This window comes from Achromobacter sp. DH1f (genome assembly GCF_000633435.1).
In the GTDB taxonomy this organism is placed as follows: Bacteria; Pseudomonadota; Gammaproteobacteria; order Burkholderiales; family Burkholderiaceae_B; genus Achromobacter; species Achromobacter deleyi.
In genome coordinates this window covers 104,445-128,785 of record NZ_AYMF01000014.1, presented here as the reverse complement: position 1 = coordinate 128,785, position 24,341 = coordinate 104,445, and the positions used below count along the sequence as shown (strand labels likewise).

Annotated in this window: 23 protein-coding genes; 20 read left to right on the top strand and 3 right to left on the bottom strand. The window is 66.9% G+C overall.

Features of this window, described 5'->3' with window-relative positions:
• Nucleotides 1-54 precede the first annotated feature (54 nt).
• From U858_RS0114425 to U858_RS0114415, 3 genes are read left to right on the top strand one after another with little or no spacing between them, the layout of a single operon-like run.
• Entirely contained in the window at nucleotides 55-441 is a 387-nt protein-coding gene (locus U858_RS0114425) for a DUF350 domain-containing protein (RefSeq protein ID WP_025137860.1), read from the top strand.
• A 45-nt stretch (nucleotides 442-486) separates the two neighbouring features.
• A complete protein-coding gene (locus U858_RS0114420; protein WP_025137859.1) occupies nucleotides 487-1,530 on the top strand; it encodes an SPFH domain-containing protein in 1,044 nt (347 codons plus the stop codon).
• A 13-nt stretch (nucleotides 1,531-1,543) separates the two neighbouring features.
• Nucleotides 1,544-3,013, top strand: a complete 1,470-nt coding sequence (locus U858_RS0114415) for a DUF4178 domain-containing protein (protein WP_025137858.1) — start codon at nucleotides 1,544-1,546, stop codon at nucleotides 3,011-3,013.
• Nucleotides 3,014-3,039: 26 nt separating this feature from the next.
• Here the strand turns inward: U858_RS0114415 and U858_RS35645 are convergent, their stop codons facing one another.
• The gene (locus U858_RS35645) at nucleotides 3,040-3,192 is read right to left on the bottom strand and encodes a hypothetical protein (RefSeq protein ID WP_157838802.1); all 153 of its coding nucleotides are present in this window, start codon (nucleotides 3,190-3,192) and stop codon (nucleotides 3,040-3,042) included.
• A gap of 120 nt (nucleotides 3,193-3,312) precedes the next feature.
• Here U858_RS35645 and speD point away from each other — a divergent pair, with 120 nt between their 5' ends.
• The 4 genes from speD (at nucleotide 3,313) to U858_RS0114390 (ending at nucleotide 5,932) form a co-directional block, all read left to right on the top strand.
• Nucleotides 3,313-3,633: an adenosylmethionine decarboxylase gene (speD, locus tag U858_RS0114405; RefSeq protein ID WP_029953871.1), complete on the top strand. Its 321-nt coding sequence runs from the start codon at nucleotides 3,313-3,315 to the stop codon at nucleotides 3,631-3,633.
• 127 nt (nucleotides 3,634-3,760) lie between these two features.
• Nucleotides 3,761-4,519, top strand: coding sequence for a molybdate ABC transporter substrate-binding protein (gene modA / locus U858_RS0114400; RefSeq protein WP_025137856.1), 759 nt, complete (start codon nucleotides 3,761-3,763; stop codon nucleotides 4,517-4,519).
• Between the two features lie 43 nt (nucleotides 4,520-4,562).
• Nucleotides 4,563-5,246 (top strand): molybdate ABC transporter permease subunit, encoded by a 684-nt coding sequence (gene modB, locus U858_RS0114395; protein ID WP_025137855.1) that lies wholly within the window; start codon nucleotides 4,563-4,565, stop codon nucleotides 5,244-5,246.
• Complete coding sequence (locus tag U858_RS0114390; RefSeq protein ID WP_025137854.1) at nucleotides 5,246-5,932, top strand: sulfate/molybdate ABC transporter ATP-binding protein; 687 nt, start codon at nucleotides 5,246-5,248, stop codon at nucleotides 5,930-5,932. Before modB ends, U858_RS0114390 begins: the two co-directional genes overlap by 1 nt.
• A gap of 60 nt (nucleotides 5,933-5,992) precedes the next feature.
• Here the strand turns inward: U858_RS0114390 and U858_RS0114385 are convergent, their stop codons facing one another.
• Entirely contained in the window at nucleotides 5,993-6,787 is a 795-nt protein-coding gene (locus tag U858_RS0114385) for a TOBE domain-containing protein (RefSeq protein WP_025137853.1), read from the bottom strand.
• Between the two features lie 190 nt (nucleotides 6,788-6,977).
• Here U858_RS0114385 and U858_RS0114380 point away from each other — a divergent pair, with 190 nt between their 5' ends.
• From U858_RS0114380 to U858_RS0114325, 12 genes are all read left to right on the top strand, one after another.
• The gene (locus U858_RS0114380; protein WP_025137852.1) at nucleotides 6,978-7,571 is read left to right on the top strand and encodes a DUF4136 domain-containing protein; all 594 of its coding nucleotides are present in this window, start codon (nucleotides 6,978-6,980) and stop codon (nucleotides 7,569-7,571) included.
• 28 nt (nucleotides 7,572-7,599) lie between these two features.
• Entirely contained in the window at nucleotides 7,600-8,796 is a 1,197-nt protein-coding gene (locus tag U858_RS0114375; RefSeq protein ID WP_025137851.1) for a patatin-like phospholipase family protein, read from the top strand.
• A 207-nt stretch (nucleotides 8,797-9,003) separates the two neighbouring features.
• Nucleotides 9,004-9,450 (top strand): helix-turn-helix domain-containing protein, encoded by a 447-nt coding sequence (locus U858_RS0114370; RefSeq protein WP_025137850.1) that lies wholly within the window; start codon nucleotides 9,004-9,006, stop codon nucleotides 9,448-9,450.
• 271 nt (nucleotides 9,451-9,721) lie between these two features.
• Nucleotides 9,722-10,981: an efflux RND transporter periplasmic adaptor subunit gene (locus U858_RS0114365; protein ID WP_025137849.1), complete on the top strand. Its 1,260-nt coding sequence runs from the start codon at nucleotides 9,722-9,724 to the stop codon at nucleotides 10,979-10,981.
• A gap of 63 nt (nucleotides 10,982-11,044) precedes the next feature.
• Nucleotides 11,045-14,287 carry an efflux RND transporter permease subunit gene (locus U858_RS0114360; RefSeq protein WP_025137848.1) on the top strand — a complete coding sequence of 1,081 codons (3,243 nt, stop codon included), beginning with the start codon at nucleotides 11,045-11,047 and terminating at the stop codon, nucleotides 14,285-14,287.
• Nucleotides 14,284-15,777 (top strand): efflux transporter outer membrane subunit, encoded by a 1,494-nt coding sequence (locus U858_RS0114355; RefSeq protein WP_025137847.1) that lies wholly within the window; start codon nucleotides 14,284-14,286, stop codon nucleotides 15,775-15,777. Before U858_RS0114360 ends, U858_RS0114355 begins: the two co-directional genes overlap by 4 nt.
• Nucleotides 15,774-16,526 carry a pyridoxine 5'-phosphate synthase gene (pdxJ, locus tag U858_RS0114350; protein WP_025137846.1) on the top strand — a complete coding sequence of 251 codons (753 nt, stop codon included), beginning with the start codon at nucleotides 15,774-15,776 and terminating at the stop codon, nucleotides 16,524-16,526. The genes U858_RS0114355 and pdxJ overlap by 4 nt, the downstream gene beginning before the upstream one ends.
• On the top strand, nucleotides 16,513-16,950 hold the full coding sequence (gene acpS, locus U858_RS0114345) for a holo-ACP synthase (RefSeq protein WP_025137845.1): 438 nt from the start codon (nucleotides 16,513-16,515) through the stop codon (nucleotides 16,948-16,950). The genes pdxJ and acpS overlap by 14 nt, the downstream gene beginning before the upstream one ends.
• Nucleotides 16,951-16,993: 43 nt before the next feature.
• Nucleotides 16,994-18,049, top strand: coding sequence for a beta-N-acetylhexosaminidase (gene nagZ, locus U858_RS0114340; protein WP_025137844.1), 1,056 nt, complete (start codon nucleotides 16,994-16,996; stop codon nucleotides 18,047-18,049).
• Nucleotides 18,012-19,841, top strand: a complete 1,830-nt coding sequence (uvrC, locus tag U858_RS0114335; RefSeq protein ID WP_025137843.1) for an excinuclease ABC subunit UvrC — start codon at nucleotides 18,012-18,014, stop codon at nucleotides 19,839-19,841. Before nagZ ends, uvrC begins: the two co-directional genes overlap by 38 nt.
• A gap of 32 nt (nucleotides 19,842-19,873) precedes the next feature.
• Complete coding sequence (gene pgsA / locus U858_RS0114330; protein WP_025137842.1) at nucleotides 19,874-20,446, top strand: CDP-diacylglycerol--glycerol-3-phosphate 3-phosphatidyltransferase; 573 nt, start codon at nucleotides 19,874-19,876, stop codon at nucleotides 20,444-20,446.
• A 193-nt stretch (nucleotides 20,447-20,639) separates the two neighbouring features.
• Nucleotides 20,640-21,941 (top strand): MFS transporter, encoded by a 1,302-nt coding sequence (locus U858_RS0114325; RefSeq protein WP_025137841.1) that lies wholly within the window; start codon nucleotides 20,640-20,642, stop codon nucleotides 21,939-21,941.
• A 92-nt stretch (nucleotides 21,942-22,033) separates the two neighbouring features.
• Here U858_RS0114325 and U858_RS0114320 read toward each other — a convergent pair whose 3' ends face one another.
• Nucleotides 22,034-23,110: a tartrate dehydrogenase gene (locus U858_RS0114320; RefSeq protein ID WP_025137840.1), complete on the bottom strand. Its 1,077-nt coding sequence runs from the start codon at nucleotides 23,108-23,110 to the stop codon at nucleotides 22,034-22,036.
• Between the two features lie 140 nt (nucleotides 23,111-23,250).
• Here U858_RS0114320 and U858_RS0114315 point away from each other — a divergent pair, with 140 nt between their 5' ends.
• Nucleotides 23,251-24,159, top strand: a complete 909-nt coding sequence (locus tag U858_RS0114315; RefSeq protein ID WP_025137839.1) for a LysR substrate-binding domain-containing protein — start codon at nucleotides 23,251-23,253, stop codon at nucleotides 24,157-24,159.
• The last annotated feature ends 182 nt before the right edge of the window (nucleotides 24,160-24,341 follow it).

Genomic DNA, 24,341 nt, shown 5'->3' with positions numbered 1-24,341 from the left:
GCCGTATATACTGCGCGCAATTAGGGCCTGAAGGGGGCGAATATGGGAGAAGCGATGCATCCGGCCGTGACCTATCTGATCTATATCGTCTCGGCACTGGTCATGCTTGGCGTGTTCACCGCGGTCTACACCACCGTGACGCGCTACAAGGAATTCGAACTGATCCGCGAAGGCAATATCGCCGCGGTGCTGTCCTACAGCGGCGCGCTGGTGGGCTTTTCCTTCACGCTGTGCTCCAGCATCGCCATTCACGCCAGCTTCATCATGTTCGTGGTCTGGGGCGTGGCCGCCATGGTGGTGCAGCTGGTCGTCTATGCGGTCATGGCGCAGGCCATCCGCGGCCTGAACGAGGCCATCGAAGAAAACAACATCGCCATGGGCGGCCTGATCGGATCGATCTCGCTGGCCGCCGGCGTGGTCAACGCCGCCTGCCTGACCTGATCCGGCCGGGCGCGCTGATTCCGATCTGACACAGGAGAACTTGCCATGAGTCTCGGTTCATTTATCCGCAAGCAGTTTATCGACATCCTGCAATGGAACGAGGACGGCGACGGCGTGCTGGCCTGGCGCCATCCGATGCAGGATTTCGAAATCCAGTACGGCGCCAGCCTGACCGTGCGCGAGTCGCAGATGGCGGTGTTCGTCAACGAAGGCAAGGTGGCCGACGTGTTCGGCCCCGGCATGTACAAGCTGACGACGCAGACGCTGCCGGTCCTGACGTACCTGAAGAACTGGGACAAGCTGTTCGAGTCGCCCTTCAAGTCGGACGTCATCTTCTTCAGCACCCGCCTGCAACTGGGCCGGCGCTGGGGCACGGCGCAGCCGGTGACGCTGCGCGACAGCGAATTCGGCATGGTGCGCCTGCGCGCCTTCGGCGTGTATTCGTACCAGATCACCGACCCGGCCAAGTTCTACCGCGAAATCAGCGGCACGCGCGACGTCTATACCGTCGACGACCTGGAACTGCAGCTGCGCAACATGGTGGTCGCCGCCATGACGACGGCGCTGGGCGGCTCGAAAGTGCCGTTCCTGGATATCGCCGGCAACCAGGGCCTGATGTCACAAAGCATCAGCGAGCAACTGGCCCCGGTGTTCGACCGCTACGGCGTCAAGCTCGACAACTTCACCGTTGAAAACGTGTCGTTGCCCGAAGAATTGCAAAAGGCGCTGGATACCCGGATCTCGATGGGCATGGCCGGCGACCTGGGTAAGTTCACCCAGTACCAGACGGCCACGTCCATTCCGCTGGCGGCGCAGAACGAAGGCGGCATCGCCGGCATCGGCGCGGGCCTGGCGGCCGGCGCGGCGCTGGGCCAGACCATGGCGGCCGGGCTGGGCGTCGGGCAGGCGGCGGGCCAGGGCCAGCCGGTGCAGGCCGCAGCCGCGGCGGGCGCCGCGGCAGGCGCAACCGCCGGGGGCGACCCCGTGCAGCGCTTGCAGCAGCTCAAGGACTTGCTGGACAAGGGCCTGATCACGCCGGCCGACTACGACTCGGCCAAGGCCGAGGTGCTCAAGAAACTCACCAGCTGAGCGCCGAACGCCCATGCAGCAGGTCCTGTGTCCGCAATGCGGAGCGCCCGTCAAGTTCACGTCCACGGCGTCGGTCATGGCGGTGTGCGGCGCGTGCCGCAGCACGCTGCTCAAGGATGCCGAATCGGTCAAGCGCATCGGCGAAACCGCGGATGTGCTGGAAGACTACTCGCCGCTGTGCCTGGGCGCCGCCGGTCAGTTCGAGGGCAAGCGTTTCGACCTGATCGGCCGCATCCAGCTGCGCTATGAAGACGGCTTCTGGAACGAGTGGTACCTGTGGTTCGACGACGGTTCCGACGGCTGGCTGTCGGATGCGTCGGGCCAGTACGCCATCACCCGCCGCCGCAAGGTCAAGTCGACCCAGGGCATGCCGGCGTTCGCCGACATCTCGCCGGGCGATGAACTGAAGCTGGACGGCCAGCGCTTTTCGGCGTCGGACGTGCGCAGTTGCCGCGCCGGCGGCGCACAGGGCGAACTGCCGTTCGTGCCGGGCGATGGCTGGGAAGCCAAGGTGGCCGACTACCGCAGCATCGATGCCTTCCTGACCCTGGATTTTTCCGACGGCCCCGAGCCCGAGCTGTACATCGGCAAGGCCTTCGACCTGGCGGGCATGCAGGCGGCCACGCTGCGCTCGAACGAGCAGGTCGAGGAAACCGCGGGGCGCTTCCGTGGCCAGATCAAGGCGCTGGATTGCCCCAATTGCGGCGCGCCCATCAGCTTTGTCGCGGCCATGGCCACCCAGGTGGTGTGCCCGTCATGCGCCGCCACGGTCGACTGCGCGGGCGATACCGCCCAGGTCATCGCCAAGGCGCAGAAGCTCAAGACCATCAAGACCACGCTGGCGCTGGGTGCCACCGCCAAGATCGACGGCGCCGCCTTCACCCTGATCGGCCTGATGAAATGCGCCGACCCGGACCCCGAAGAACCGTCCGACTGGATCGAATACCTGCTATTCAATCCGGTCAAGGGCTTCATCTGGCTGGTGGAAACGGACGAGGGCTGGGAACGCGTGCAGGTCTGCGACACCTGGCCCAGCCGCAACAACGCCACCAGCGTGCGCTGGCGCAACAAGCTCTATCAGAAGCTGTACGACTACACCTCGCGGGTCGAGCTGGCGCTGGGCGCCTTCAACTGGCGCGTGAAGGTGGGCGACAGCACCCAGATCACCGACTACAAGGCCGGCAACCTCAAGCTGACCAGCGAACGGGGGGCCGCCGAACTGGGCTGGTCCGCGTCGGGGCCCGTGGCGCCCGCCCAACTGGCCGAATGGTTCGGCAACCCCGAACTGGCCAAGCAGAAAGCCATGCCGCGGGCGAGCACGCCGGGCGGCTATCGCAAGTGGGCCTGGTTCGCGACCATCGCCATGGGCTTCCTGAACCTGGGCAATATCTTCAACGGCCGCCTCCTGCCGATCGTGATCGGCCTGGCGTTTCTGTGGCTGCCGGCCAGCCTCGCGGACAAGATGTCCGCAAAGGACGACTAGCCGATGGGCAAGTTTCTCTATGCCATCTACGCCGTGATCGTGGTCATGGCCGCCACCGGGGCCAGTTCGCCGGGCGCTCGCTTCACCAGCGGGGGCGGGGGCAGCAGCAGCGGTAGCAGCAGCAGTTGGGGCGGCGGTTCTTCGGGCAGCTCCGGCTGGTCGTCGGGCGGATCGCACAAGTGATGCCGCGCGATGCCACGCAGAACGACCTGGCGCAGCCTGTCGCCTCGTCTGCAACTTCGCAGACGAGCCCGCATGGCAGCCCAGGTGCCACCCCCTACGCCACGCCGGGCCGCCACATCCTGGCCGATTTCCGCGGCGTGGACGCCGGCCTGCTGGCAGACGTCGCCGCGCTGGAACGCGAACTGGTTGCCGCCGCCCAGGCCGCTGGCGCCCAGGTGCTCAGCGCCCATTTCCACCATTTCGGCGCCGGTGCGGGCGTGACTGGCGTGGTCATGCTGAGCGAATCCCACATCAGCGTGCATTCCTGGCCCGAACACCAGTTCGCGGCGCTGGACATCTTCATGTGCGGCGCGGCCCGGCCGGAACAGGCGCTGGAGCGCCTGCGCGCGGCCCTGGCCCCCCTGACGGTGCGCGTCACCACCGTCGACCGCGGCTGAGCGCCTGCCTCTGCCTTCATCGCCTTAGGTTTGACCTGGCGCAAGCCCGTGCAGGACGCAAATTGACGAGCGTTATATACCTATATATATTTCGTTACCGATATTGATCTTGTCCGAGGAGAGTGCCATGTTCCGCAAACACCCGATCCTGGCCGTGTCGCTGGCCCTGGCCGCCGTCTGGGGCCCCAGCGCCCAGGCCGCCGACCTGGTGGTGTCCGCCGCTGCCAGCCTGACCAACGCGTTCAAGGAAGTGGCGCAGGCCTACGAAAAGGAACATGCCGGCACCAAGGTGGTCCTGAACTTCGGCGCCTCCGACGTGCTGCTGCAGCAGATCGTCAAGGGCGCGCCCGCCGACGTGTTCGCGTCCGCCGACCAGAAGGCCATGGACAAGGCCGTCGAGGAAAAGGCCGTCAAGCCCGAATCGCGGGTGGATTTCGCCGCCAACCAGATCGTGCTGATCGTGCCAACCGACAGCAAAGCCAACATCACCGCGCTGAAAGACCTGACGCGCGACGACGTCAAGCGCATCGCCTACGGCAACCCGGCGTCGGTGCCGGTGGGCCGCTACACGCAGGGCGCCTTGCGGGCCGCCGGGCTGTGGGATGCCGTTCAGGCCAAGAGCGTGCTGGCGCAGAACGTGCGCCAGAGCCTGGACTACGTGTCGCGCGGCGAGGTGGATGCGGGCTTCGTGTTCGCCACCGACGCGGCCGTCATGCCGGACAAGGTCAAGGTCGCCGTGCGCGTGCCTTCGCAAACGCCGGTGACCTATCCTATTGCCGTCACCGCGCGCGACACCGCCGCCAAGGAAGCGAAGAGCTTCGTGGCCTACGTGATGTCGCCGGCCGGCCAGGAAATCCTGTCGCGCTACGGCTTCCAGAAGCCCTGAGGCCGCGCCGGGCTTGAATGTTGAATCTTGAATCGCAGGCGTCATGAGCGATCCAGTATGGGTGCCCCTGCTGCTGACCTTGAAAGTGGCAGGCTGGGCAACGCTGTTGGCAACCGTGGCCGGCACCGCGGCCGCCTATGGCTTGTCCCGCTGGCGCTGGCCGGGGCGGGACCTGCTGGACGCCATTCTGACGCTGCCTCTGGTGCTGCCGCCCACGGTCCTGGGCTATTACCTGCTGGTCTTGCTGGGCCGGCGCGGCGTGCTGGGCGAAAAGCTGGCGGCCTGGGGCATCGAACTCGTGTTCACCTGGCAGGGCGCTGTCATTGCCGCGTCGGTGGTGGCGTTTCCGCTGGTGTTCAAGTCGGCGCGCGCCGCGTTTGAAAACGTCGACGCGCAGCTGGAAAACGCCGCTCGCGTGCTGGGCGTATGCGAGGCCGGCGTGTTCTTCCGGGTCACGCTGCCGTTGGCGGCGCGTGGCATCGTGGCCGGCGTGCTGCTGGCCTTTGCCCGGGCACTGGGCGAATTCGGCGCCACGCTGATGATCGCCGGCAACCTGCCGGGTCGCACCCAGACGCTGTCGGTGGCCATTTACGAAGCCGTGCAGGCGGGCGACGATGCCACGGCCAACTTCCTGGTGCTGGTCACGTCCATCACCTGCATTGCCGTGCTGCTGGCGGCGGGCAAGCTGGTGCCCATACGCTCGAACCGCCGCAGTGGAGGCGAATGATGAGCGTCGACCTGCGTATCCGCAAACAGATGGTCTCGGGCGACCGGCATTTTTCGCTGGACGTGGCCTTTTCGTCGGCCTCCAAGCGCATCGCGCTGTTCGGGCCGTCGGGGGCGGGGAAAAGCCTGACGCTACGGGCCGTGGCCGGCCTGCTGCGGCCGGATGGCGGCCGTATCGTCGTCAACGGCCGGGTGCTGTTCGATACCGACGCGCGCGTCAATGTGGCGCCGCAGGCCCGCCGCGTGGCCTACCTGTTCCAGGACTACGCGTTGTTTCCGCACCTGACGGTGGCGCAGAACATCGCTTTCGGCTCGCGCCGCGGCTGGCTCAATCCGCCCCGGCGCGCGGTTTCGGACGAAGCGCGGCGCTGGGTCGACGCCTTCGAACTGGGCGCCATCGTGGGCAGCTACCCCAACGAGATATCTGGCGGCCAGAAGCAGCGGGTTGCGCTGGCGCGCGCGCTGATGCTCAAGCCGGATATCCTCTTGCTGGACGAGCCGTTTTCGGCCCTGGATTCGCAACTGCGCGGCAAGATGCGTCAGGAATTGAATGCCTTGCAGCGTCAGCTGGACGTGCCGATGCTGCTGATCACCCACGATCCGGCCGACGTCGACGCCCTGGCCGACGAGGTCTTCGAAGTGCGCGAAGGCAAGGTGCGCCGGCGCGACGAGGATGTGGGCGTCTAGCCTGTAGAGGGCAGGGCGGCGCCGCGTGCCGCCGTCATCGCCCGGCAGAGAACAGCGGACTCAGTCCAGCACGCCCAGGATCACGCTGGACGCCTTGAAGATGGCGACCGCCGGGGCGCCTTCGCCCAACCCCAGGTCTTGTGCGCTTTCATTGGTGACGATCGCCACCAGCGTGGTGCCGCCTTCCAGGTCGATCAGGATTTCGCTGTTGACCGCGCCGGTGCGCACCGCCGCGATGGTGCCGGGCAATTGGTTGCGGGCCGACAGCCGCAGGCCGGGGCCGGGGGCGCCGACGATGACCGAAGAAGCCTTCACCAGCGCCAGGGCTTCCTTGCCCGGCGCCAGTTCCAGTTCCTGGGTGCTTTCGCGGGTGATGGTGGCGGTGATGACCTGGCCGCCGGCAATGCGCAGCAGGATCTCGTCGTTGACGGCTCCGGTGCGCACTTCCATCACCGTGCCCATGAGTTTGTTGCGTGCGCTGGTCTTCAACATAAATCGCCTCATCAAGTCGATGTCGCCGCTGGCGGTCAGGCCGGCGCGCGTCAGGTTGTCCATGAATTTACGGTGCTCGGCTTCCAGCGCCCGGAAGGTGGCGATCAGGCTGCGCGCCCGGTCGGTCAGGCGCGTGCCGCCGCCGCCCTTGCCGCCGGCCGCGCGCAGCACCAGCGGTTCGCCCGCCAGGTTGTTCATGGCGTCGATGGCGTCCCAGGCCCCCTTGTAGCTCATGCCCACCGCGCGGGCGGCGGCCGTGATCGAGCCAGTGGCGTCGATCTGGGCCAGCAGGTCTATGCGGTTCTTTCCGCCCCAGTTCTGGGCGCCGGAACGAAACCAAATCGAGCCGTCGAGTTCCAACATGGGGGTATCTTCTGGTCTGGGTCTGGAATAATCCCCGAGTGTAATGGAGCCCGCGCCCGCCGCGGTTTGATCTCGATCCAATGAGAATGCTTCCTTGTTGAAACTTTATCCGCTTCGCGGCACTATGAATGCGCCTGACGCCTGTTGACACTTGGGCCAGCCTTCGCCGGCCCCTCTCTCGGAGATCGACATGAACGCGTTCAAAATGCTGGCCGTGGGTTCCCTGACGGGCTTGTTGGCGGCTTGCGCCTCGGGCCCCACCGTCAAGGGCGATTACGATCACCAGGCCGATTTCGCCCAGTACCGCACCTTCGGCTACATGTCGCCTCTGGGCACCGACAAGGCCGGCTACAGCACCTTGCTGACCGAACGGCTGAAAGACGCCACCCGCGGCCAGATGGAAATGCGCGGCTACGTCTACAGCGCGTCCAACCCCGACCTGCTGATCAATTTCAGCGGCAAGCTGCAGCAAAAGACCCAGGTCACCGAAGCCCCGCCGCCCATGCCCTACTACGGCTACCGCAGCGGCTTCTACGGCGGCTGGCCTGGCTACGGCTGGGGCGACACCGTCTACCAGTACACCGAAGGCACCCTCAACATCGACCTGGTCGATCCACGCCGCAAGCAGCTGGTGTGGGAAGGCGTGGCCGTCGGCGAAGTCCAGAACCCCGAGATGGCGACGTCGGCGCAAAGCGTCGACAAGGCCGTCGCGCTGATATTCGCCAAGTATCCGTTCCGGGCCGGCGTCGCCGCCCCGCAGTTGCCGGACAAGAGCAAGCCGTAGCGCCTGCTGTTTTGAAAAGGACCGCCGCATGAGTACACGCCGCAAGGCCTCGACCCCCGACACCGGCGCTACGCCGCCCTACGAAACCGTGGCCCTGGTCCTGCAGGGCGGGGGCGCCCTGGGGTCCTACCAGGCGGGGGTGTACCAGGGGCTGCACGAGGCGGGCATCCGGCCCAACTGGATTTCCGGCATTTCCATCGGGTCGATCAACGCGGCGATCATCGCTGGCTCACCCGAAGACGAGCGCATCGAGCGGCTGCGCGGCTTCTGGGAAAGCATCTGCCGGCCCACGGGGTTTGCGTCGGTGCCCTGGGGCGATACGCTGGCCGGCATGTTCGAAGGCATTCCGTTCGGCTTCGGCTCGCCGGCCATGAACGGCCAGCTGTCGGCCTTCCAGGCGCTGTTTTCGGGGCAGCCGGGCTTTTTCAAGCCGCGCTTTCCGCCGCCGTACTGGGTGCATGGCAAGGGCGCGGCGTCCACCAGTTTCTACGACACCACGCCGCTGGCCGCCACCTTGCGCGAATACGTGGATTTCGACTTGCTCAACACCGGCAAGGTGCGCGCCAGTTTTGGCGTGGTGAACGTGCGTAGCGGCAACTTTGCCTATTTCGACAGCCAGAAGCACACGCTCGGCCCCGAGCACATCATGGCCTCGGGGGCCTTGCCGCCGGGCTTTCCGTCGGTGGAAATCGACGGCGAGCACTACTGGGACGGCGGCGTGGTGTCCAACACGCCGCTGGCGCAGGTGCTCACCACCGACACCATGCGGGACACCCTGGCGTTCCAGGTGGATCTCTGGCCCGCGCGAGGGGGGCTGCCCACGACGCTGGAAGAAGTGGCCGAGCGCCAGAAAGACATCCAGTATTCCAGCCGTACCCGCATGGTCACCGACCAGTTGCGGCGGGTGCTGAAGTTGCGCCATGGCCTGCAGCAATTGCTGGACCGGCTGCCGGAAAAAGAGCGCAACGCGTCCGACCTGGCCGAGATCCGCAAGCTGGCCAACACCCCGGCCACCAACATCATCAACCTGATCTACGAGTCCAAGCACCGCGAACGCTTTTCCAAGGACTACGAATTCGGTACCGAAGCCATGCGCGAACACTGGGAGTCCGGCCTGGCCGACATCCGCAAGACGCTGGCCAAACCGGGCATCCTGGCGCGGCCCACGCAGGACAGCTGCTTCGTCGCGCACGACATCCACCGCAACGGCACGCACACCGCGTAGGGGCTTGCCTTGCGGTCACCCGCAATGTGGTTTGCCGCAAAAAAGGGCGAATTGGGGGCAATCTTCGTAGGATCAGTCTGATTCGCCTTTGACCGAGCGGCACAGCGCCCTCAAGCCCGGTAGTCTTTCGGCAAGATCAGCAAAACCTTGTTCCGGAAGCGAGGCTCCGCTCCCCCGGGCGGTGGCCTGCCCGGTGGAGACTCCGGCATGACTGTTCCCGTACCCCGTTCTTCTGTCCTTCCCGCTGCCTCGGCCACGACCGCCGGGGCACCTCGGTCGCCCGCTGGCCGCAAGCGCCCGGCCGAACCCAAGCCTGATTCCGAGCCCATCGCCGCCCCGCCGGCCTTCCCGTCAGACGGCTGGTGGAGCCTGGCCTATCGCGGCTGGACCCTGCTGACCCCCGGCGGCGCCCGCCTGGACCTGACCGAGGTCGAGCGGGCCTGCTTCCAGTGCCTGCTGCGCAACCCGCGCCGCGAGCTGCTGCGCGAAGAACTCATGATCATTCGCCAGGGCACCAACCTGCGCACGCTCAACGTCGCCATCTGCCGGCTGCGCCGCAAAGTGCGACATCTCGAAGCCCGCCTGCCCCTGCATACGGTGCATGGCGCGGGCTATGTATTTCTGGGCAATCTACGAGAGGTATCCGACCTGTGATTTCCGCGTGGCGAATCCGCCCGTCGACTCCCCCGCGATGCTGTGAAAATCAGTGATTTCCCCAATAACTGAGTTACATTAACGGGCTATTCACGTGTCACGCACGGCGCGCAGCGTTTTGTTTTGATCGCAGGCGGGTATTGCGGTCAAATACGGCGGTCGGAGTCGGCCTTCGAAACCTGTGGCCGGCTTCGGCAACCAGACGCGGCGATACGCTATCGCCGTCACATTGTTGCGGTCGCTTGACGCGGTTAACTTCGCGGGGGTTTCAATGCGGTTTTCGCCTAAACGTGTCTCAGGTCTGGCTTTTTCCGGCGGCGTCCTCGCGCTGTTGTTGGTGGGTTGCGGCGAAAAGCCGCAAATGAACCCCGGCATGCCCCAGGTCAGCGTCATCACCGTGCAGCCGCAACGCACGCCCATCGTCGCCGAACTGCCCGGCCGCGTCGACGCGGTGCGCGACGCCCAGATCCGCTCGCGGGTCACCGGCATCGTCCAGAAGATCACCTTCGAGCAAGGCGGCGACGTCAAGGAAAACCAGCTGCTGTTCAAGATCGATCCGGCGCCCTACAAGGCGACCTACGATCAGGCCACCGCTCAGCTCAAGCAGGCGCAGGCCACCTTGTTCAGCGCCAAGCTGCTGGCCGACCGCTACGCCCCGCTGGTCAAGGCCAACGCCGTCAGCAAGCAGGAATACGACAACGCCGTGGCGTCCTACCGCCAGGCCGAAGCCAACGTGGCGGCCGCCAAGGCCGCCCAGGACAACGCGTCCATCAACCTGGGCTACACCGACGTCACCTCGCCCATCACGGGCCGCATCGGCAAGCCGCTGGTGACCGAAGGCGCGCTGGTCGACGCCACCCAGGCCACGCAGATGGCCACCGTGCAGCAGCTGGACCCGATCTACGTCGACTTCACCCAGTCCACCGCCGACCTCGCCAGCCTGCGCCGCGCGTTCGCCAGCGGCAAGCTGCAGCAAGTGGGCAAGGACGCCGCCCGTGCCACGGTCGTGCTCGAAGACGGCTCTGAATACGACAAGCCCGGCAAGCTGCTGTTCACCGGCATCACGGTGGACCCGTCCACCGGCCAGGTCAACCTGCGCGCCGAAGTGCCCAACCCCGACGGCATCCTCCTGCCCGGCATGTACGTGCGCGTGCGGCTGGAGCAGGGCGTGGACGACCAGGCCCTGGTGGTGCCGCAGCAGGCGCTGCAACGCACCGCCGACGGCTCGCAAAGCCTGATGCTGGTCAAGGACAACAAGATCGAGCAGTTGCCCGTCACCACCGGCGGCGCCGTCAACAACAACTGGATCATCACCAGCGGCCTGAAGGCCGGCGACGTCGTCGTGGTCGAAGGCTTCCAGAAGATCCGTCCCGGCGCGCCGGTGCAGGCCAGCCCCTGGAGCAAGAACGGCGGCAAGCCCGCCGCGGGGGGGCAGCCGCCCGCGCAGCCCGGGGCCAAGCCCGCTGAGCCGGGCGCCCAGCCAGCCCAGCCGGCCCCCCAGGACAAGGCCGCAGGCCAGCAGAAATCGTAAGCGGCCCGCAGCGCATCGCGCTGCGTTCCTCTTTAGTGAGCATCGCTTTAAGAGTCAGCCCACATGCCGCAATTTTTTATTGATCGACCAATTTTCGCCTGGGTAGTCGCCCTGTTCATCCTGCTTGCCGGGGTGCTGGCGATTCCGAACATGCCGGTGTCGCAGTACCCCGACGTGGCGCCTCCGGCCATCACCATCACCGCGACCTACCCGGGCGCGTCGGCCAAGGAAGTGGCCGAATCGGTCACCAGTATCATCGAGGACAAGCTCAACGGCGCCAAGGGCCTGATCTACTACGAGTCGGTCAGCGATTCGTACGGCACCTCGACCATCACCGCCACCTTTGCCCCGGGCCGCGACCCTGACCTGGCGCAGGTGGACGTGCAGAACCGCGTGTCCAACGTGATCGCGCAGTTGCCCGCCGCCGTGCAGCAGCAGGGCCTGAAGTACGAGCAGACCAGTACCGGCTTCCTGATGATCGTCACGCTGTCGTCCACCGACGGCTCGCTGGACCAGACCGCGCTGGCCGACTACATCACCCGCAACGTGCAGAACCCGGTGTCGCGCGTGGCCGGCGTGGGCCAGTTCCAGCTGTTCGCGGCGCCGCGCGCCATGCGCATCTGGGTCGACCCCGCCAAGCTGGTGGGCTTCAGCCTGAGCATGGCCGAGGTCAACCAGGCCATTTCGGCGCAGAACGTGCTGGTGTCCGGCGGCAGCATCGGCGCGCCGCCCAACCCCGAGTCGCAGCGCATCACCGCCACCGTGGTGGCCAATGGCCAGCTGAGCACGGTCGACGGCTTCGGCAAGATCGTGCTGCGCGCCAACACAGATGGCTCGAAAGTGCTGCTGCGCGACGTCGCCCGTATCGAGGTCGGCGCCGACAACTACCAGTTCGGCGCCCGCCTGAACGGCAAGCCCACGGCGGCCTTCGCCATCGTGCTGTCGCCCGACGCCAACGCGCTGGCCACCGCCCAGGGCGTGCGCCAGCAGATGGACGAGCTGTCCAAGTACTTCCCCGGCAACATCACCTACGCCATCCCCTACGACACCGCGCCCTACGTCAAGGTCTCGATCGAGCAGGTGCTGCACACCCTGGCCGAAGCCATGGTGCTGGTGTTCCTGGTGATGTACCTGTTCCTGCAGAACGTGCGCTACACCCTGATCCCGGCGCTGGTCGTGCCGGTGGCCATGCTGGGGTCGTTCGCGGTCATGCTGGGGCTGGGGTTCTCGATCAACGTGCTGACCATGTTCGCCATGGTGCTGGCCATCGGGATTCTGGTCGACGACGCCATCGTGGTGGTCGAGAACGTCGAACGGATCATGGCCACGGAAGGGTTACCCCCCAAAGAGGCCACCAAGAAAGCCATGCCGCAGATCAGCGGCGCCATCATCGGTATCACCCTGGTGCTGGTGACGGTGTTCCTGCCGCTGGCCTTCATGAGCGGGTCGGTGGGCGTGATCTACCGCCAGTTCTCGGTGGCCATGGCCGTGTCGATCTTCTTCTCGGCGCTCCTGGCCCTGACCTTCACGCCCGCGTTGTGCGCGACCATCCTGAAGCCGGTGCCCAAGGGTCACCACAACGACAAGAAGGGCTTCTTCGGCTGGTTCAACCGCAAGTTCGACGCCACCACGCACGGTTACCAGAACTGGGTGTCCCGCATCCTGCACAAGGGCGGGCGCATGATGCTGGCCTTCCTGGTGCTGGTATTGCTGCTGGGCTGGCTGTACCTGCGCCTGCCGTCGTCGTTCCTGCCTGAAGAAGACCAGGGCTACGTCATCAGCAACATCGAACTGCCCACGGGTGCCAGCGCCAACCGCACGGTGCAGGTCATCGAAGAGGTCGAAGCCTACTTCCGCGACATTCCGGCGGTGGAAAACATCATCACCGTGCAGGGCTTCAGCTTCAACGGCAACGGCCTGAACGCCGCCATCGCGTTCACCACGCTCAAGGACTTCAAGGACCGCAAGGGCAAGGGCGATTCCGCCGGCGCCATCGCATTCAACGCCTTCCAGAAGCAGCTCATGGGCGTGCATGACGCCATGGTGTTCACGCTGGTGCCGCCCGCGATCTCGTCGCTGGGCAACGCCACGGGCTTTGACCTGCGTTTGCAGGATCGCGGCTCGGCGGGTACCGATGCGCTGGCCGCGGCCACCGGCCAGCTGATGGGCATGGCCATGAAGAGCCCAGTGCTGTCGCAGGTGCGCATCACCGGCCTGTCGGCCGGCGCCCAGCTGACGCTGGACATCGACCGCGACAAGGCCGCCGCGCTGGGCGTGAACTTCGACGAGGCTGCCTCGCTGATTTCCACGGCAGTGGGTTCGGCTTATCTCAGCAAGTTCCCCAACCTGGGCCGGATGCAGAACATCTGGGTGCAGGCCGATGCGCCGTACCGCATGCAGCTGTCCGACGTGCTCAAGCTGAACGCCCGCAACGTGCAGGGCGGCATGGTGCCGCTGTCGACGTTCGTGTCGGCCAAGTGGTCGCAGGGCCCGGTGCAGGTGGTGCGCTACAACAGCTATGAATCCATGCGTATCGGCGGCAGCGCCGCGGCGGGTTACACCACCGGCCAGGCCATGGAAGAAATGCAGAAGCTGGTGGCGCAGTTGCCGCAGGGCTTCGGCTATGAATGGACCGGCTTGTCCTACCAGGAACGCCAGGCCGGCAACCAGGCCCCGATCCTGATGGGCCTGTCGCTCCTGATCGTGTTCCTGGTGCTGGCCGCGCTGTACGAAAGCTGGGCGATTCCCATCTCGGTCATGCTGGTGGTGCCGCTGGGCATGCTGGGCGCGGTGGCGCTGGTCAGCGCGCTGGGCATGTCCAACGACGTGTACTTCCAGGTGGGCATGGTGACCGTGATCGGGCTGGCGGCCAAGAACGCCATTCTTATCGTGGAATTCGCCAAGGACCAGTACGCGCGTGGCATGGGTCTCTACGAGGCCGCGGTGGAAGCCGCGCGCCTGCGGTTCCGGCCGATCCTGATGACCTCCCTGGCGTTCATCCTGGGCGTGGTGCCGCTGGCCATGGCCACCGGCGCCGGCGCTGCCAGCCAACGCGCCGTGGGCCTGGGCGTGCTGGGCGGCATGCTGGCCGCCACGCCTTTCGCGGTGATCTTCGTGCCGACCTTCTTCGTGGTGGTGCTGGGTCTGTTCAAGACCAAGCCGCGCCTGTTGGGCGCCGAACTGCGCGCCTTCGAAGAAGAGCAGGCGGCCAAGAAGGCGGCGGCGGGCCAGACCCCGCCCGATGCGCCGCCGGCAACGCCCGTGCCCGCACAACCCAACAACGGTGGCCAGGAGGGCAAGGAATGAGCGCCCTGATGTTCAAACAGACCGCCTTGTCCGCCTTTGTGGCGGTGGCGTTGGCCGGCTGCTCGCTGGCCCCCGACTACAAGCGTCCCGACGCGCCGGTGTCCGGCACGTTCCCGGACCAACCCAAGGTGCAGTACGGTGCGTACGCCAACCCCATGTCGCTGGGCACGCAGCCCGCCGATGCCGTGGCGCCGCAGACGGGCACGCCCGCGGCCGACCTGGGCTGGCGCGAATTCTTCCGCGATGCGCGCCTGCAGCGCCTGATCGAACTGGCGCTGGTCAACAACCGCGACCTGCGCGTGGCCGTGCAGCGCGTCGAAGAGGCGCGCGCCCAGTACGGCGTGCAGCGCGGCGCGCAGTGGCCCAGCATCGGCGCCGGCATTCAAGGCCAGCGCCAACATCTGCCGCGCAACATGCGTCCGGGCGGGCCCGACTCCACGTCGATCAGCAGTTCGTACCAGGCCGGCATCGGCCTGACCACGTTCGAGATCGACCTGTTCGGCCGTTTGCGCAACCTGTCCGAAGCGGCGTATCAGCAATACCTGTCGACCGAGCAGGCGCAAAAGACCACCCACATCACCTTGATCGGTTCGGTGGCCCAGTCGTATTTCAACCTGCGCGCCGCCGAAGTCCAGCTGGAACTGACGCAGCGCACGTTGGCGTCGCGGCAAGAGTCCTACAACCTGGTCAAGCGCCGTTTCGATGGCGGCGTGGCGTCCGAGCTTGACCTGAACCAGTCCAAGTCGCTGCTGGATACGGCCTCGGCCGATCTGGCGCAGCTGGCGCGCGCCAAGGCGCAGGCCGTCAATGCGCTGGTGCTGGTGCTGGGCACGCCCTTGCCCGAAGATCTGCCGGCGCCGGCCGTGTTCGGCCGCGACCAGCTGCTGGCCAGCGTGCCGGCCGGGCTGCCGTCCGACCTGCTGGAACGCCGGCCCGACATCCTGGCCGCCGAAAACCAGCTGCTGTCGGCCAACGCCAACATCGGCGCGGCGCGCGCGGCGTTCTTCCCGACCATTTCGCTGACCGGCCTGCTGGGCGTGTCGAGCCCGTCGCTGGATACGCTGTTCAAGGGCGGGCAGGGCTACTGGAGCTTCTCGCCGTCGATCACCACGCCGCTGTTTGCCGGCGGCAGCATCCGCGAAGGCTTGAACCTGGCCAAGGCGCGCGACAATATCGCGGTGGCGCAGTACGAGCAGACCATCCAGCAGGCGTTCCGGGAAGTTTCGGACGCACTGGCAGGCGAAGCCACCTACGGTGCGCAGCTGGACGCCCAGCGGGCGCTGCAGGATTCATCGGCCCGCACGCTGGAACTGTCGAACCTGCGCTATACCAATGGCATCGACAGCTACCTGCAGGTGCAGACCGCGCAAGTGGACCTTTTCAATGCCCAGCTCGCGCTGGTGCAAACCGGCCTGGCCGCGCTGATCAACCGTGTGGAACTCTACAAGGCGTTGGGCGGCGGCTGGGAAGAAACGACGAAAGTGCAATGATAGAACTTGGTGTAAATATCGATCACGTCGCGACGCTGCGGCAGCAGCGCCACACGGCTTACCCCGACCCGGTAGCGGCGGCGCTGCGCGCCGAAGACGCCGGCGCCGACCTGATCACGCTGCATCTGCGCGAAGACCGCCGCCACATCCAGGACGCCGACGTCTACGCCATCCGGCCGCTCTTGCGCACCCGCATGAACCTGGAATGCGCGGTCACGGCCGAAATGCTCGAGATCGCCTGCGCGGTCAAGCCCAGCGACGTCTGCCTGGTGCCTGAAAAGCGTACCGAGCTCACCACCGAGGGCGGGCTGGAAGTGGCCGGCGCATTCGCCGCCGTGTCGGACGCCGTGGGCCTGTTGACCGAAGCCGGCATCCGGGTGTCGCTGTTCATCGATCCGGACCCCGTGCAGATCGAAGCCGCCGCCCGCGCGGGTGCGCCGGTCATCGAACTGCACACCGGCGCCTACGCCGAAAGCGAAGGCGAGGCCGCCCTGGCCGAATTGCAGCGCATCCGCGTGGCGGTGGCCGAGGGCCTGCGCCACGGCCTGCGCGTCAATGCGGGCCACGGCCTGCATTACGGCAACGTCAAGCCGGTGGCAGCGCTGGACGGCATCTCCGAACTGAACATCGGCCACGCCATCGTGGCGCAGGCGGTGTTCGACGGCTGGGAAAAAGCGGTGCGCGACATGAAGGCCCTGATGGTGCAGGCGCGCCTGGAAGCGGTGCGCGGGCGCCATGTCCCAACTTGATTCCGCCCCTGTCGTTCCGTCGCCCGCCGCCATCGGCGGCATCGGCATGGACCTCTTGCGCATCGACCGGATCGAGCGTGCGTTGGCACGCCACGGCGATCGCTTCGCCGAAAAGATCCTGGGCCCCGAAGAACTGCTGAAGTTCCACGCGCGGCGGGCCCGCGATCCGGTGCGCGGGGTGCGTTTCCTGGCCACCCGCTTTGCCGCCAAGGAAGCCTTTTCCAAGGCGGTGGGCCTGGGCATGCGCATGCCGATGACGTGGCGCCGGGTACAGACGCTGAACGCCCCGGGCGGGCGGCCGGTGCTGGTGATCGCCCCTGAACTGCTGGAATGGTACGTGCAGCGCTTTGGCGCCGCGCACGTGTCGATTACCGATGAATCCGACATGGCCGCCGCCTACGTGGTGGTCGAACGCAAGCCCTGACCGCGCCGGCGGGTCTGCCAGACACATACAGAAGGACAAGCCGATGGCCAAGAAGAAATCCCGTGCGCTGCCGCCCGGTCCCGTGATGGTCGATGTGGCCGGCACCGTGCTGACCAAGGAAGAAAAGAAGCGCCTGCGCCACCCGCTGGTGGGTGGCGTGATTCTTTTCGCGCGCAATTTCGAAAACCGCCGCCAGCTGACCGAGCTGACCCGCCAGATCCACAAGGCGCGCAAAGAGCGCCTGTTGATCCTGGTCGACCACGAAGGCGGCCGGGTGCAGCGCTTTCGTGAAGACGGTTTCACCGCCTTGCCCGCGATGCGCGACCTGGGCGCCCTGTGGGACCGCGATCCCCTGACGGCCATGCGCCTGGCCACCGAAGCCGGCTACGTGCTGGCCGCCGAGCTGCGCGCCTGCGGCGTGGACATGAGCTTCACCCCGGTGCTGGACCTGGATTACGGCGTCAGCAAGGTGATCGGCAACCGCGCCTTCCACCACGACCCGCGCGTGGTCACGATGCTGTCGCGCGCGCTGATCCAGGGCCTGGCGCTGGCCGGCATGTCGGCCTGCGGCAAGCATTTCCCGGGGCACGGTTTCGTGGGGGCGGATTCGCACCACGAAATCCCCATCGATCCGCGACCGCTCGAGCGCATCCTGAAGGACGACGCCGCGCCGTACGCCTGGCTGGGCGACGCCGTGCTGCCGTCGGTGATGCCGGCCCACGTCATCTACCCCAAGGTCGACAAGCATCCCGCCGGCTTTTCCAAGCGCTGGGTGCAGGACATCCTGCGTACCCGCCTGGGCTATGACGGCGTGGTGTTCTCGGACGACCTGACCATGGAAGGCGCCTCGGTTGCCGGCGACATCCTGGCGCGAGCCAATGCCGCGCTGGGCGCTGGCTGCGACATGGTGCTGGTGTGCAACCGGCCCGACCTGGCCGACGAGCTGCTGGCCCGCCTGAAGGTCGACCACGCCCCCGAGTCCGTGGCCCGTATCCGCCGCCTGATGCCGCGTTTCGACGCGCTGGACTGGGACTCCCTGCAGGCGGAAAGCCGTTATCAGAATGCCCGACGACTTCAATCTCAAATCGTTCCTGGCTGACCTGCCGCATCTGCCGGGCGTGTACCGGCACCTGGATGCGGCCGGCGAGGTCATGTATGTCGGCAAGGCGCGCGACCTGAAAAAGCGCGTCTCGTCGTATTTCCAGAAGAACCTGGCCAGCCCGCGCATCGCCCAGATGGTGGCGAAGGTGGCGCGGCTGGAGGTCACGGTGACGCGCTCGGAAGCCGAAGCGCTGATCCTGGAAAACAACCTCATCAAGAGCCTGAAGCCGCGCTACAACATCCTGTTTCGCGACGACAAGTCCTATCCGTACCTGCTGATCACGGGCCACGACTGGCCCCGCATCGCCTATTACCGCGGCGCGACCAACAAGCGCGGCCAGTATTTCGGCCCGTTCCCCAACGCCTGGGCGGTGCGCGAAACCATCCAGATCCTGCAGAAGGTGTTCCGCCTGCGGACCTGCGAAGACACTGTGTTCGCCAACCGCTCGCGACCCTGTCTCTTGCACCAGATCGGCCGCTGTTCGGCGCCCTGTGTGGGCGCCATCGAGGCGCAGGACTACGCCTCTGACGTGCAGCGGGCGGTGCGCTTTCTGAACGGCGAAGCCAAGGAAGTGATGGGCGAAATCGAGGCCCGCATGCTGGAAGCCGCCGAGGCGCTGCGCTTCGAGGAAGCGGCCGCGCTGCGCGACCAGATGGGTTCGCTGGCCCGTGTGCTGCACCAGCAGACCATGGAAAACGTCAGTGGCGAAGACACCGACATCGTCGCCATCGCCATTGCCGGGGGCAAGGTCTGCGTCAACCTGGCCATGGTGCGGGGCGGCCGCCACCTGGGCGACAAGCCGTTCTTTCCAACCCACGCCGAGGGCGAGGCCGCACCGCAGGTGCTGGAAGCCTTCGTGGCGCAGCACTACACCGACAATGCGCTGCCGCCGGTGCTGGTCTGTTCGCACGCCTTGCCCGATGCCGGGCTGATCGACCTGCTGGTCGAGCAGGCGGGCGGGCGGCCGTCGCGCGTGCTGACCCGGCCGCAGGGCACCCGCCGGGCCTGGCTGGAACAGGCGCAGAAAAACGCCGACATGGCGTTGGCCCGCGCGCTGACCGAGTCCGGCGCCCGCGCCGCGCGCACGCTGGCGCTGGCCGAAACGCTGGACCTGGACACTGACGAAACGGCGCTGGACGCCCTGCGCATCGAGTGCTTCGACATCAGCCACACCGCGGGCGAGGCCACCCAGGCGTCCTGCGTGGTGTTCGAACACCACGACATGCAGCCGTCGCTCTACCGCCGTTACAACATTGCCGGCATCACCCCGGGCGACGACTACGCCGCCATGCGCCAGGTGCTGACGCGGCGCTTTGCCAAGGTGGCCGACGGCGAGGCCCCGATGCCGGGCCTGGTGCTGATCGACGGCGGCAAGGGCCAGGTCGAGGTGGCGCGCAAGGTGTTCGTGGAACTGGGGCTGGACATCCAGACCCTGGTGGGCGTGGCCAAGGGGGAAGGGCGCAAGGTTGGCCTGGAAACCCTGGTGTTCGCCGACGACCGCCCGCCGGTAGCGCTGGGCGGCGAATCCGCCGCGCTGATGCTGATCGCCCAGGTGCGCGATGAGGCCCACCGCTTTGCCATCACCGGCATGCGGGCGCGGCGGGCCAAGACCCGCAACGTGTCGCGGCTGGAAGAAATCGAAGGCGTCGGCGCGCGCCGCCGGCAGCGTCTTCTGGCCCGGTTTGGCGGATTTTCAGGGGTGGCCTCGGCCAGTATCGAAGACCTGGCGTCGGTGGATGGCATTTCGGAAGAACTGGCCGAGCGGATCTATGAAGCCCTGCGCGGTTAGGATTCATCTGCCTGATGTAGCATACGAACACTATGCCAATTAACGTACCCATTATCCTGACCTGGCTGCGGATCGCCATGATTCCGCTGGTGGTCGGGCTGTTTTACCTGCCCGAAAGCTGGATGTCGGTGCCCGTACGCGATTCTTTTGCCGCCTGGGCCTTCATCATCGCCGCCCTGACCGACTGGTTCGACGGCTGGCTGGCGCGGCGCTGGAACCAGACGTCGGCGTTCGGGGCGTTCCTGGACCCGGTGGCCGACAAGCTGATGGTCTGCGCCGCCCTGATCGTGCTGCTGGACCTGAGCCGGGTCGATGCGTTCATTTCGCTCATCATCATCGGCCGTGAAATCACGATTTCCGCGCTGCGCGAATGGATGGCCAAGATCGGCGCCAGCGCCAGCGTGGCGGTGCACCGGCTGGGCAAGTTCAAGACGGCCGCCCAGATGGTGGCGATTCCTTGCCTGCTGTACAACCAGCCCATCTACGGGGTGTCCACCAAGATGCTGGGCGATGTGCTGATCATCGTGGCCGCGGTGCTGACGGTCTGGTCGATGCTGTATTACCTGCAGCGTGCCTGGCCCGCCATCCGCGAGAAGGCCCAGTAAGCGAATACGCCGCGGCGGCCCGGCTCGCGCCCGGGGCCGCCGTTACATATGAAGAGCGATGCCGGCTGCCGCCGGTACGGCCCCGCGCCGCATTCGCCAAAGGGACAACGGCCGGCCCGCCCGGACGTTGAGGAGACAACCCGCGAGCCGCCTCAAGGCGGCCGCCTATCGCCGCCCTGCGCGGCCCTGTGCCATGACTACCGCTGCAACCCCCCTGGCCTCCGATGCCGCCGTCCGCCGGCGCGACTGGCAGATCATCCTGCTCATCGGCGTGGCCCACGCCTCGTCCCACTTCTTCCAGCTGGTCCTGCCGTCCCTGTATGTGTCGCTGGGCAACGAGTTCGGCCTGGACTTCGCCCGCCTGGGGCTGCTGGTGTCCACCTTCTACGTGGTGTCTGGCATTGGCCAGGCCTCGTCCGGCTTCGTGGTGGACCGTATCGGCGCGCGTCCGGTGCTGTGGTTCGGGCTGACCTGCTTCGTGCTGTCGGGCGTGTTGATCGGGTCGGCCACCGGCTACCCCATGCTGATGACGGCGGCGGTGGTGGGCGGCATCGGCAATTCGGTGTTCCACCCGGCCGACTATTCCCTCATCAACCATCGCATCACGGCGCCGCGCCTGGGGCACGCCTTTTCGACCCACGGCCTGACGGGCAACCTGGGCTGGGCGCTCACGCCCGTGTTCATGACCACCATCACGCTGCTGGCCAACTGGCGCGTGGCAGCCTATAGCGCCGCCGGCCTGGTGGCGGTGGTGCTGCTGATGACGGTGGTGTGGCGCGGCCTGCTGGGCGGTGACGAACCCGCGGCCCAGGCGGATACCCCGGATGCCAAGGCCGCGCGCGCCGCGCCCAAGCCGCAGGAAGGGGTGCTGACCACGTTGGCCACGCTGCTGTCCAAGCCGGCGCTGTGGGGCGCCTTCCTGTTCTTTGCCTGCACGTCGATCGCCTTGTCGTCGGTGCAGAACTACACCATTCCGTTGCTGGGCCAGCTGTATGACCTGTCCAAGGTCGCGGCCAGCTCGGCGCTGTCAGGCTATATGGTCGCGTCGGCGGTGGGCATGGCGGCCGGGGGCTTCCTGGTGTCGGCCAACCCGCGCACCGAGCGCACCGTGATGGTGGCATTGATTCTGGCGGGCCTGACGCTGGTGGTGCTGGCCCTGGGCCTGGTGCCGGCGGTGCTGGCCGCCCCGGTGGTGGCGTTGGCCGGCTTCTGCTCGGGCGTGGCCGCGCCGTCGCGCGACATGCTGATCCGCAAGGTCACGCCCAAGGGCTCCACGGGGTCGGTCTACGGCCTGGTGTATTCGGGCATGGACGTGGGCTCGGCGCTGGGGCCGCTGGCCTTCGGCCTGCTGCTGGATGCCGGTTTGCGCCAGGGCCCGTGGATCGGCGCGGGCGTGGCGTTCACGGTGGCCGCCTTGCTGGCACAGTGGATTGCGGTGCAGGCGCGCCGGGCGGATCCTGCCGGCGCACCCGCGGCGTCGGCGCCCACGCGCTGATTGCCGCCCCACGCGCTGATTGCCGCCCCATGAGCAACGCCGCCCTCGGGCGGCGTTGTTTTTTGGCCGGACGTTCATCCGGCCCGGGCGATTCAGCCGCCGGCTTCGATGTGCGCGGCGATGGCGCGGCCGATGTCTTCGGTGCGGGCCTGGCCACCCAGGTCGGGCGTGCGCGGACCGTCTTTCAGGCAGTGTTCGATGGCGGCCAGGATGGCGTCGTGGGCTTCCTGGCTGCCCAGGAACTGCAGCATCAGCGCGCCCGACCAGATCATGGCGATAGGGTTGGCGATGCCCTTGCCGTAGATGTCGGGCGCGGACCCGTGCACCGGCTCGAACAGCGACGGGAACTTGCGTTCCGGGTTCAGGTTGGCCGACGGCGCGATGCCGATGGTGCCGGTGCAGGCCGGGCCCAGGTCCGACAGGATGTCGCCGAACAGGTTGGACGCCACCACCACGTCAAAGCGCTGCGGCTGCAGCACGAAGCGCGCGGCCAGGATGTCGATGTGCTGCTTGTCGGTCTTGACGTCGGGGTAGTGCTGGCCCATGGCGTCGGCGCGCTCGTCCCACCAGGGCATGCTGATGGCGATGCCGTTGCTTTTGGTGGCCACCGTGAGCTGCTTGCGTTCGCGGCGGTTGGCCAGTTCGAAGGCGTAGCGCATCACGCGGTCGGTGCCGTGGCGCGTGAAGACCGATTCCTGGATGACGATTTCGCGGTCGGTGCCTTCGAACAGGCGCCCGCCCAGGTTGGTGTATTCGCCTTCGGTGTTCTCGCGCACGATGAAAAAGTCGATGTCACCGGCGCGCCGGCCGGCCAGCGGGCAGGCCACGCCGTCGAACAGCCTCACATGGCGCAGGTTGATGTACTGGTCGAATTCGCGGCGGAACTTGAGCAGCGAGCCCCACAGCGACACGTGGTCGGGCACCGTGGCCGGCCAGCCCACCGCGCCGAAGAAGATGGCGTCGTAGCCCTGCAGCTGCGCCTTCCAGTCGGGCGGCATCATGTCGCCGTGCTGCGCGTAGTACTCGCAGTTGGCCCAGGGAAAGGTATCGATCTGCAGGGCCAGGCCGAAACGGCGGGCGGCGGCCTGTACGGCGCGCAGGCCTTCGGGCAGGACTTCATTGCCGATGCCGTCACCGGCGATGGCTGCGATTTTGTAGACGTGGGACATGGGTGGGAACCTGGAAGGAGTAGGGCAAGCAAGCCCGGCCGGCGCCGCGACAGGGCCGCCGCAACGGGAACCCGCTCATGGTAGGCGTCTGCACAGTCCATCTACAATGGGCTGTTCCGTGAAATGACTCTGCACGAATCATGAATAATGACCTGCTCCCCGCCGATCTGCGTGTCTTCAACGCGGTGGTGCGCGCCTCCAGCTTTTCCAAGGCCGCCGAAGACCTGGGCATGTCGCCCGCCTACGTCACCAAGCGCATCCGCCTGCTGGAAGCCAGCCTGGGCACGCCGCTGTTTCACCGCACCACGCGGCGAGTGGTGGTGAGCGAGGCGGGCGAGCGCGTCTACCACTGGGCCCAGCGCATCCTGGACGACGTCGACCACCTGGTGGAAGAAGTCGGCACCACGCGGCGCGAGCCGCGCGGGCTGCTGCGGGTGTGCAGCAGTTTCGGCTTCGGGCGGCGGGTGGTGGCGCCGGCGCTGTCGGCGTTCGTGTCGCGCCACCCTGCGGTGCAGGTGCGCTTCGAGGTGTTCGACCGGCTGGTCGACGTGGCCGCCGAAGGCTACGACCTGGATGTGCGGGTGGGCGACGACATCGCGCCGCACGTCATCGCCCGCAAGCTGGCCACCAACCACCGCCTGCTGTGCGCCGCGCCGTCGTACCTGGCCGAGCGCGGCGAACCGCGCAAGCTGGCCGATCTGGCGGGGCACGACTGTCTGGTCATCAAGGAACGCGACCACCCCTTCGGCGTCTGGCGCATGCGCCGCGGCGACCAGGAACACACCGTCAAAGTGCGCGGGCCGCTGTCGGCCAACAATGGCGAGATGGTGGTGCAGTGGGCCGTCGACGGTCGCGGCATCATCCTGCGGTCGGCCTGGGACGTGGGCCCGCTGATCGCCGCGGGCAAACTGGTGCCGGTGCTGCCGCAGTACCGCCAGGAAGCGAACATCTGGGCCGTGTATCCGTCGCGTGTGAATGCGTCGGCCAAGGTGCGGGTGTGCGTGGATTTTCTGGAAGCGCATCTGCGCGAACAGGCGGTAGTGGATTGATCGCGAGCCCGTGAGGCAGGGGATGCGTCGGCGCATTGCGTCGGCGCGGTGGGTCGGCAGGCTGACCCATCGCGCCTCACTGATCCGCTGCTTGCGCCAGATCAACGCCTGGCCGCCTGCCGCCGCGCCCGCTTGACGCGCCGCAAGCCCGGGCCCGGCGCGCTCCGATGTAATGACCTTGA